10 protein-coding genes and 2 pseudogenes are annotated in these 8,380 nt (G+C 59.9%); 4 read left to right on the top strand and 8 right to left on the bottom strand.

All coding sequences use genetic code 11. From position 1 onward, the window contains the following. Positions 1-319 (top strand): hypothetical protein (locus CIT26_RS37035; protein ID WP_206072741.1); only part of this gene is annotated, 319 nt, incomplete at its 5' end. Between the two features lie 40 nt (positions 320-359). Here CIT26_RS37035 and queE (CIT26_RS09125) read toward each other — a convergent pair. The 3 genes from queE (CIT26_RS09125) to queC are packed head-to-tail and all read right to left on the bottom strand — an operon-like array spanning position 360 to position 2,148. Continuing rightward, on the bottom strand, positions 360-1,097 hold the full coding sequence (queE, locus tag CIT26_RS09125; RefSeq protein ID WP_095492277.1) for a 7-carboxy-7-deazaguanine synthase QueE: 738 nt from the start codon (positions 1,095-1,097) through the stop codon (positions 360-362). Further along, positions 1,094-1,450 carry a 6-carboxytetrahydropterin synthase QueD gene (queD, locus tag CIT26_RS09120; protein WP_095492276.1) on the bottom strand — a complete coding sequence of 119 codons (357 nt, stop codon included), beginning with the start codon at positions 1,448-1,450 and terminating at the stop codon, positions 1,094-1,096. Before queD ends, queE (CIT26_RS09125) begins: the two co-directional genes overlap by 4 nt. Further along, on the bottom strand, positions 1,450-2,148 hold the full coding sequence (gene queC / locus CIT26_RS09115) for a 7-cyano-7-deazaguanine synthase QueC (protein ID WP_095492275.1): 699 nt from the start codon (positions 2,146-2,148) through the stop codon (positions 1,450-1,452). The genes queD and queC overlap by 1 nt, the downstream gene beginning before the upstream one ends. 151 nt (positions 2,149-2,299) lie before the next feature. On the opposite strand from queC, the gene CIT26_RS09110 reads away from it, so the two are divergent. Continuing rightward, on the top strand, positions 2,300-2,515 hold the full coding sequence (locus tag CIT26_RS09110) for a hypothetical protein (RefSeq protein WP_095492274.1): 216 nt from the start codon (positions 2,300-2,302) through the stop codon (positions 2,513-2,515). Between the two features lie 28 nt (positions 2,516-2,543). Here the strand turns inward: CIT26_RS09110 and CIT26_RS35725 are convergent. The 3 genes and pseudogenes from CIT26_RS35725 to CIT26_RS09100 form a co-directional block, all read right to left on the bottom strand. Further along, positions 2,544-2,700 (bottom strand): annotated as a pseudogene (locus tag CIT26_RS35725) (IS630 family transposase); the annotation flags it as partial. A gap of 1 nt (position 2,701) precedes the next feature. Continuing rightward, entirely contained in the window at positions 2,702-4,780 is a 2,079-nt protein-coding gene (locus tag CIT26_RS09105) for a recombinase family protein (RefSeq protein WP_095492273.1), read from the bottom strand. A 206-nt stretch (positions 4,781-4,986) separates the two neighbouring features. Further along, positions 4,987-5,604 carry an IS630 family transposase gene (locus CIT26_RS09100; RefSeq protein ID WP_245319290.1) on the bottom strand — a complete coding sequence of 206 codons (618 nt, stop codon included), beginning with the start codon at positions 5,602-5,604 and terminating at the stop codon, positions 4,987-4,989. On the opposite strand from CIT26_RS09100, the gene CIT26_RS37425 reads away from it, so the two are divergent. Both CIT26_RS37425 and CIT26_RS09095 read left to right on the top strand, forming a co-directional pair. Further along, positions 5,603-5,830, top strand: coding sequence for a hypothetical protein (locus tag CIT26_RS37425; protein WP_245319288.1), 228 nt, complete (start codon positions 5,603-5,605; stop codon positions 5,828-5,830). The genes CIT26_RS09100 and CIT26_RS37425 overlap by 2 nt on opposite strands. Before the next feature lie 57 nt (positions 5,831-5,887). Continuing rightward, positions 5,888-7,009: an IS630 family transposase gene (locus CIT26_RS09095; protein ID WP_095492272.1), complete on the top strand. Its 1,122-nt coding sequence runs from the start codon at positions 5,888-5,890 to the stop codon at positions 7,007-7,009. Between the two features lie 3 nt (positions 7,010-7,012). Here the strand turns inward: CIT26_RS09095 and queE (CIT26_RS09090) are convergent. Beyond that, positions 7,013-7,477 (bottom strand): annotated as a pseudogene (queE, locus tag CIT26_RS09090) (7-carboxy-7-deazaguanine synthase); the annotation flags it as partial. A gap of 228 nt (positions 7,478-7,705) precedes the next feature. Beyond that, the gene (locus tag CIT26_RS09085; RefSeq protein WP_143747806.1) at positions 7,706-8,026 is read right to left on the bottom strand and encodes a hypothetical protein; all 321 of its coding nucleotides are present in this window, start codon (positions 8,024-8,026) and stop codon (positions 7,706-7,708) included. Between the last annotated feature and the right edge of the window lie 354 nt (positions 8,027-8,380).

The following is an 8,380-nucleotide window of genomic DNA, read 5'->3' as shown; positions in this document are numbered from 1 at the left end:
ACTGGATCAGGTTCAACGGGTCACTGCGCCGCGAAAGCCAGCAGTATCTCAGCCCCTTGCCGGGACTCCCCTGGTGAATGCGTCGAATACAATTGGCCGGCGCTATTTTGTCAAGTGCATTCGGGCCGAGGCGGCGATCGGCGACCAATCAAACCCAGCGGAAGCGCGCGCACGTATCGAGAGCAAGTCACGCCTAGAGGAGCGGCGAAGCGCCCACGATAGGCGAGCCATCATGCGGATTCGAAACCTTTTCCAGCACGGCATTTTCGGGCTTGCCGAACCGACGTTGCTATCGCCCAATTGGGTGAGATTGCTTTAGATGTCTGTCTTGCTCGTCATCGGCAATCCTTCCGCGTGGGCTAGACGCCCCGTTTGTTTCCCCAGAGCAGAACATGAAGCTGCGGCAGTACACGCGCCTCGAACCACCTGTCACGGGCCACCTTTTCGACCAGCCATTCCATGCGTTTCATCACACCGGCCAAGTCGATGGACGCGTCTTCGTTACCAGGACGCGGCGGCGTGTGATTGCCGGGCTGCAGATAGACGGGCAATTGCGGGTAGCGCGCCGCTGCGTCTTTGGCATAGGCATAGTCATCATCGTCGAAGACGACGAGCTTGAGCGCCATCTGCGGCTTATCCTGTGCCGCCTTCACGCAGGCGTCGAACGCGGCCCAATCTGTCGTCATGTCGCTTGAGGGCGGCTTGGGGCTGAGCACCAGCACGTCGAGATCTGCGAACCATCCCGTAGGCACCGAGCCTTGGGTTTCCAACGCAAAGCGGTAGCCCTCACCATGCCCGCGGTCGATCAGCGGTCCAAGTGGCTGGATGGCCGGATTGCCGCCCGACAGCGACACCATCACTGGCTGACCGCCGGAAAGCGAAATGACCTTTTGCCAGACCGCGTCGGCAGACATCATCTCCCAATCATGGCGGAAGCGACTGTCCACTGCATGCAGACTGTCGCACCAGGAACAGCGATAATCGCACCCGCCCGTTCTTACGAATACCGTGGGCAAGCCGATCAGCATGCCTTCGCCCTGAATGGTCGGTCCAAAAATCTCGCTAACGCGGATTCCGGGATACAACGCGCTAGTCATGGCCGGTATTCCGCCCATGTTTTCGGCGTCTCGCTCACCCGCACGGCGGAGGTTTGTGGTAGCCGCACCTTGCACCAGTCGTAGAAGTGCCTGGCCAGACATTCCGCCGTGACACGGTCATGCCCCAGGACGTCGTTAAGATGGCGATGGTCGAACGTCTCATCGATGTAGTGTTTGAGCGCCGCCAGGTCTTGGTAGTCGCGCACAAAGCCATGTTCGTCCAATTCGCCACCTGAAAGCTCCACTACGACGATGTAGTTGTGGCCGTGTAGACGCGCGCACTGATGATCTGGTGGCAAGGAGGTGAGCTGATGCGAGGCCGAGAAGTGGAACTCTTTGGTAATGCGGAACATCACGCGCTCCTTGTCTGGATAGCGTGGAGCCAAAAGTCTGTGTCCTCATAATCTGTCGGGTCGGCAATGCCGGCCAGATCGAATGCTTCGCGCCGTTCGACGCATGTCCCGCAGCGACCGCAATGACGTGCGCCGCCCTTGTAGCAGGACCAAGTCGCCTCGAACGGTGTGGCGTACTTTGCCCCCTCGCTGACGATGTCGGCTTTCGACATATTCACATAGGGAGCGTAAGGGCGGATATCGGCATAGCCTGCGAGCGCATGGTTCTGCATCGTCTGAAACGCGTCGATAAAAGCGGGCCGGCAATCGGGATAGATGAAATGATCTCCGCCATGGACGGCAGTGGCCACCGCATCGGCCTTCTGCGCGGCGGCAACCCCGAAGGCGATAGCCAGCATGATGGCGTTCCTATTCGGCACCACCGTGATCCTCATGGAATCTTCGGCATAGTGCCCGTCGGGCACGTCCACATCATCAGTCAGCGCCGAGCCGCTCAGGTTCCGACCGACATCGCGGATATCGACGATCTGATGCGGAACACCCAGCCGTTTGGCGCAGATGCAGGCAAAGCCGAGTTCCTTTTTGTGCCTCTGGCCGTAATCGAACGAAAGCAGGCCAATGAGTTTCTGCTCGGTCGCCACCTTGTGAGCGAGCGAAACAGAGTCCAATCCGCCGGAGCAGATGACGAGGGCATTCATGGTTTGAGTCCTTGTTTTGACCGGGTAAGGCTGCGACCGGAGATTTCTCTGCGTTCCCAGTACTCCACGGAGCCGGTTTTGTGAATGGGGTGGACGCGATTGAGGCGCACGTACCTTGGTGTCAGGGTCCCCAACATGACTTGCACGCGACTTGTCGCGCATCTTCGACCGCTGCGGCTGGGGTCGGCACCGCGTATATCTTACTGTCGCGACCTTGGTGCATTGGCAGGAGATCCCCGAAGCGGTGCGCAGCGCGATTGTCGAGACGGCGACAAGCAGTGCATTCCCCGACTTGCCGCGCACCACCTCATTGCATGAACAAATCGCGCAGCAGCTTGTCCGCTACAGCGGGGAGAACCGCGACTAATGCCCACCGGACCTAAAGCGTGTCGCGATTAATTGGCCTCATATCCGGCAGCCTTGAAGAAGTTTCTGCATTCATTTGGCTCGAACAGGTGGCAGATATCGCCGAGAGCCTCGCAGAGAGCGTCGAAAGTTCTGGCCGCCTTCTAGCCGCGCCTTGAGTTTTGAGTAGGCCATCTCGATCGTGTTGTCATGATGACTCTCCAGTCCGGATTCCTGTTGAGGCGTGAGACAGGCTGACAAGCCAGATACGTTGTGCCCCTACTTTCGCGACGCGCCCCTTGAGCTTTCCGCGTCGGAGCCAACCGTAGGCGGTCTGACGATGGACCCCGAGCTGTTCGGAGAGTTCCTGCAGTGTCACCTCGTCGTCATTCCAACGGGGAACGTTGCCGGACCAGATCGGTCGTTTCTTTCCAAGTCCCTTTCGCACCAGGAGCTTCTGGACGATCAGGGCGTCGAACATTGGTTTCTTCGCAGGCGTCCAGCCCTTCGCATTGAGATCCTCGGCGATCTGTCGAGCGGTCGCCCCCTCGGCACGCAGCACCGCGATCCGATCCAGTATTTCGTCGTGATGCTCGAGTTGTTCAAAGCGTCTCACGGTTCGAATGATCGGATGTGTTGTCACGATCCCGCCTGCCCAGTGGCATTTTATTTCGGCACGTTCGGTCTCTCCGAACACCCGGATGACCACGCGATCGAGCATCATACGGGCGATAGTCTGTCGGTCTCGCGATGTAGTGGACTGCGCCTTCCACAGGGAAGGCACATCTTCTGCCAACTGGCGAACCGCGTCCTTTTCCTGCGCCGTTAGCCGCTCAGGTTGTCGCGCAAGGGCTCGCTGGTGGTCATCCGCGAGCGCCTGTTTCGTCGCCAGTGCTGCTTCCCAGTCTCGTTCCAGCGTCCGCGCGACCAGGCGGTTGTCAGGGTCGACAGCTTCGTAGCGTCGGCGCGCGAGCGCCGTTTCATAATCCGCGCGTTCCAGTCGCTGCTTCCAGCCTTCGTGCAACTGCTGCCGTTCGAGTTCGATATCCTCGGCAACTTGAAGACTGACGTCGATTGCCGAGGGTGAGAGGGCTTCGAGCATCAACGCGGTCACACAGGTGTCCACCGGACGAGCGCTGATCGACTGGCACCGTGGACCGCCGTAGGTGGTGGCCTCATAGCTGCAGCTATATCGTGCTTCCCGCCCGTCGTCATTGTAGCCGGTCACCATTTTTCGGCCACACACGCCGCACGAGATCAAGCCGCCAAGCAGTGCTGCGCCACCGCGCGGGACGCCGGTATATCGCGAACGGTTTGCCGCCATCAGCTCCTGGTTCCGCTCATACGTTTGCCAGTCAATGTACGCCGGAAGTGCGCTTTGGTGCAGCACCATCCATTTTTGCGGATCGCGAACAAAGCGTCGGCCACTGTGAGGTTTGCCGGGAACCCGGAGCCGGCCGTCGTGGCGTCGGCGCCCAAAGACATAGGCGCCGGCATAACCAGGGTGACGAAGCATGTCGCCGAGCGTCGCTGTATTAGGCCGGTTCCAGCACACGTCGCCCTTTTCAGGTCCGCTCCGGATTCGATCGGGAAGCGCAATGTCATGGTCCACGAGGTAACGTAGGACACCACTGATCGAGCGACGCTTTTCAAACAAGGTGAAGACCAGGCGTATGACCCTTTGAACCCCCTCGTCCGGGTCCAATGCCACTTCGCCCGAGGGCTTCAGCACGTAACCGCGCGGTAGACCGAGAATGAGTTCGCCGCGCCGCGCCTTGGCTTTGCGCCCTTCGTGCATACGGGCCTTCAGGATATGAAGTTCAGCCTCACTCATCGTACCCTTCAGGCCGAGCAACAGCCGGTCATTGTAGGTGCTCGGATCGTAGATGCCGTCGGCATCGCCGATCAGCGTGTCGAACAACGCGCACATTTCCAAAAGCTGATGCCAGTCCCTGCAGGATCGTGCGAGGCGGGATACTTCGATGCCAATGACCATTCCGACATGGCCAAGCCCAACCTCCGCGACGAGGCGCTGGAAGCCCGGCCGATCAAGGGCCGATGCGCCCGAGCGGCCCAGGTCGTCATCGATCACCGTTATCTGGTCACGACGCCATCCCAGTCGGAATGCCCGATCCGCCAAGGCGTATTGAAGCAGTGTTGACTCGCGGTTGTGCTCGACCTGTCGAACCGTCGACTGCCGAACGTACACGATGGCCTGGCGATCATTGTGGCGGCTGTGGATCTTTTCCGGCAACGCGAAGGTGAGCAGGCTCGGTTCCGCATTCATGACCGATCTCCCGATCCGTCGACACACTCCGTTGTATCAGACTGCTGATCATCGCCACGAGGCGTCGACGCCGGTCTGCCGGCAAATCCGTCCATCGGATGTGTGTCCGCTTCTGGTTCATCGCGACTCACTATCCATTGAACCAACAGAATCAGCGCTTTGTGGCCAATGCGTGGTATCACAGAACCTCACTTTCAGAGGTTCCCTCAATATGCGTTTTCGATCGGGTTGAGATCGGGCGAGTATGGCGGCAGGAACAGGAGCCAGGCGCCCCTTTGGCGAACCAGTTGGGCGGCGCGCTCGTTCTTGTGGAAGCCGACATTGTCGAGAATGACGACATCGCCGGGCGACAGTTCGGGAGCGAGTTGAGTTTCGACGTAGCGCTCGAAGATGGCGGCATTCATCGGCGCGTTGACGATCCACGGCGCGACGAGACCGTGGCATCGCAGCCCGGCGATGAAGGTCTGCGTCTGCCATTTGCCGAATGGCGCATGCGTCCTGAAGCGCTCGCCCTTCGGCGCCCAGCCGGCGCGTTTGGTCAGCTTGGTGTTGGTCGACGTCTCATCGATGAAGATCAGGCGCGCCAAAGCCTTGTTGAAGAAGCGCTTTCGCCGCCCGATCCACAGTTCACGCGCCTGGCGCACGTCGGTCCGCTGCTGCTCGCTGGCCTGTAGAGTTTTTTTATGACTGAGCCCCAGGCGATTGAGCAGACGCCCGACATTGGAGCGGTGCACGCTCACACCGCGCCCCTCCAGTTCAACGCAAAGCTCGTCCAGCGTCAGTTCGCCGGTCTCGGCCAACCGCAAGCGGACAAAACTCGGCATGAGCCTCAAGCTTCCCGCCGCCCACATGGCCCTGCCGGCGCGGCTCGAGCGAACCGGTCTGCTGGCGCAGCTTGATCAGATTGTTTACAAAGCGAGGCGAAACGCGGAAATGGCGCGCAGCCTCACGGTGACCATGCCCCTCATCGACATACGCAGCTGGGGGGCCGTCGAGCGGCTGCAGGAGGAAGTGGTCGAATGCGAGCTTCTCAAAGGCTGCAGGATCTAGTGTCCTGATCGCGTAATTCGTGCGATTATTGCGTTGATTCGATTGGAGATGCAATGCATGGCACGAGTTGCTGCGACCATCGACTTGAGCGCCGAGGAACGCAAGGAGCTTGAAGGTCTGTCGCGCCGGCGGCGAACGGCGCAAGGTCTGGCGCAGCGGGCAGAGATTGTGTTGTTGGCGGCCGAGAGGCTCGAGAACAAAGTGATCGCGCAGCGCGTCGGGGCGGTTGAGAACACGGTCGGCAAGTGGCGACGCCGCTTTGCCCAAGATCGGCTGGATGGCCTCTACGATGAGCCGCGGCCGGGTCGGCCACGAGAGATCGGCGATGATGCGATTGCCGAGACGATCCGCCTGACGCTGGAGGCGACACCGCGCGAAGCCACGCATTGGAGCCTGCGCTCGATGGCGCGCGCGGTCGACCATGCGCCATCGACGATCCATCGGATATGGAAAGCCTTCGGCCTTCAGCCGCACCGCGCAGAAAGCTTCAAGTTGTCGAGCGATCCTTTGTTTGTCGAGAAGGTGCGCGACATCGTCGGCCTCTACATGGCACCGCCCGAGCACGCGCTGGTCCTGTGCGTGGACGAGAAGAGCCAGATCCAGGCGCTCGATCGCACCCAACCGGTGCTGCCGATGCGGCCCGGCCAGATCGAGCGGCGCAGCCATGATTACAAGCGCCACGGCGTGACGCCGCTGTTCGCAGCGCTCGATATCGCCACCGGACGCATCATCGGCAAATGCTATCCGCGCCACCGCTCTACGGAGTTCCGCCGCTTCCTCGACGAGATCGAAGCGGCGGTTCCTGAGAACCTCGACATCCATTTGGTCATGGACAACTACGCCACGCACAAGACGCAACCCATCCGCAACTGGTTCGCCAAGCGGCCCCGCTGGCACGTCCACCTAACACCCACCAGCGCGTCCTGGATCAATCAGGTCGAGCGCTTCTTCGCCGACCTCACCGACAAGCAGATCAGGCGCGGCGTTCACCGCTCAACCGGAGAACTTGAAGCCGCCATCGAAACCTACATCGATGCTGTCAACGCCGACCCGAAGCCCTTCAGATGGACAAAGTCCGCTACCGACATTCTCGCCGCGATCGAGCGCTTCTGCCTCGCAACCCTCAAAACTGGCGACCAACAGGCTAAAATCGTCAGAACTTCGGAATCAGGACACTAGACCAGCCTGCGGAAACACAAGTTTCAGTTCATTTCCCGCGGTTTGTACCAAGGTTGTCGCGCCCTTGGGACTGACCGTGATCCAGTCAATCGTGTTGGGCGCCGCCAAAGTCCCGTTAGTTTCTAAGGCAATTTCGAACCGGAGGTCATGGAATTCCGATAAAATTGCATCCCCAACCTGCAGAAGCGGTTCACCGCCTGTGAGAACGACGAATCGTTCGGACGCTCCACCGCCCCACATATTTTCAATCGCGATTGCCAAAGAAGACGCATCGTTGAATCGTCCACCGCCAATGCCGTTAACGCCAACGAAATCGGTGTCACAAAAATTGCAGGGGGCTTTCGCTCGGTCGCGCTCCCGGCCACTCCATAGATTACAACCTGCAAATCGGCAGAAAACGGCCGGCCGCCCAGTGTGGCGACCTTCCCCCTGCAACGAATAGAACATCTCTTTTACTGCGTAACTCATGGCTTTCACGCTGCTCGTGCGGATTCCGCCAGGCGCCGCTGAGGACCTGGACTAGGTGAAGTTATAATCGGCGGACATCGGTCGGAACGTTCTTGGAGTCCGTTCCAACGCCGGCGCTGAGGGCCGAACTCCCACTCGCCCTCGCTCCAAGCGTCTTTCCCTTTGACAGCCGGCAAGCCACTCGCGAATTCGTCGCGTGTGGCAGCACCCGTACCGCTGTTGAGAAAGTCAATAAACATATCCAAGCGCGACAACGCCCATGCCATGAATCAACCGAGAGGCCTTAGGCGTCTTGCCGGCCGAATCATCTACAAAGACGTGTTGCAATGCATGGTAGAACTCGCTCATCATCGTGACACTCGTATCAAGCAAAAGCTCCTCGCTCGTGGTCACGGCCCTGGTGCTCGTCCCATCAGGAAAAGCCGGGGGATTTCGGCTGGCGATCCAGGTTGGGATTGCGCGTTCAGCTTCTTCGTCGACCAGCATTTCGCCCGACGAGCTGCGCCGCGACATTGACGGAAAGTGACGACTCTGGCCAATCGTCGCCAAGAAAAAAACCCGCCGGAACGAATCGGCGGGCCTACCAGCGCCTTGAGGCCCTTGTCGGCGAGCTGCCATAATGCAGCGTTGCGTTGATACGCGGCGCGTTCTGGGCGCCGCGTTCATCGTCATCTTCCCACTGTTTCTGTCCCGGCTCGGCCCTTCGTGTTCGGCTTCCTGTTCTATTCGGGCGTGCTCGACGAGCGGCTGAGCCAACGTGCCAAGAGAATCGCGGGCTCCCGCTGTTGGCCGGTCTGGTTGCCAAGTTCCTCGATGACATGGGCGCTAGAAACCAATGCCCTCCGCTCGTGCGCGAACAGATCCGTGAAAGTTGATGCAACCAGTCAACAAATGTGATAGCCG

This window comes from Mesorhizobium temperatum (assembly GCF_002284575.1).
Taxonomy (GTDB): domain Bacteria; phylum Pseudomonadota; class Alphaproteobacteria; order Rhizobiales; family Rhizobiaceae; genus Mesorhizobium; species Mesorhizobium temperatum.
Note: the sequence above shows the minus strand (reverse complement) of the source record. Positions and strands in the feature narration are given on the sequence as shown.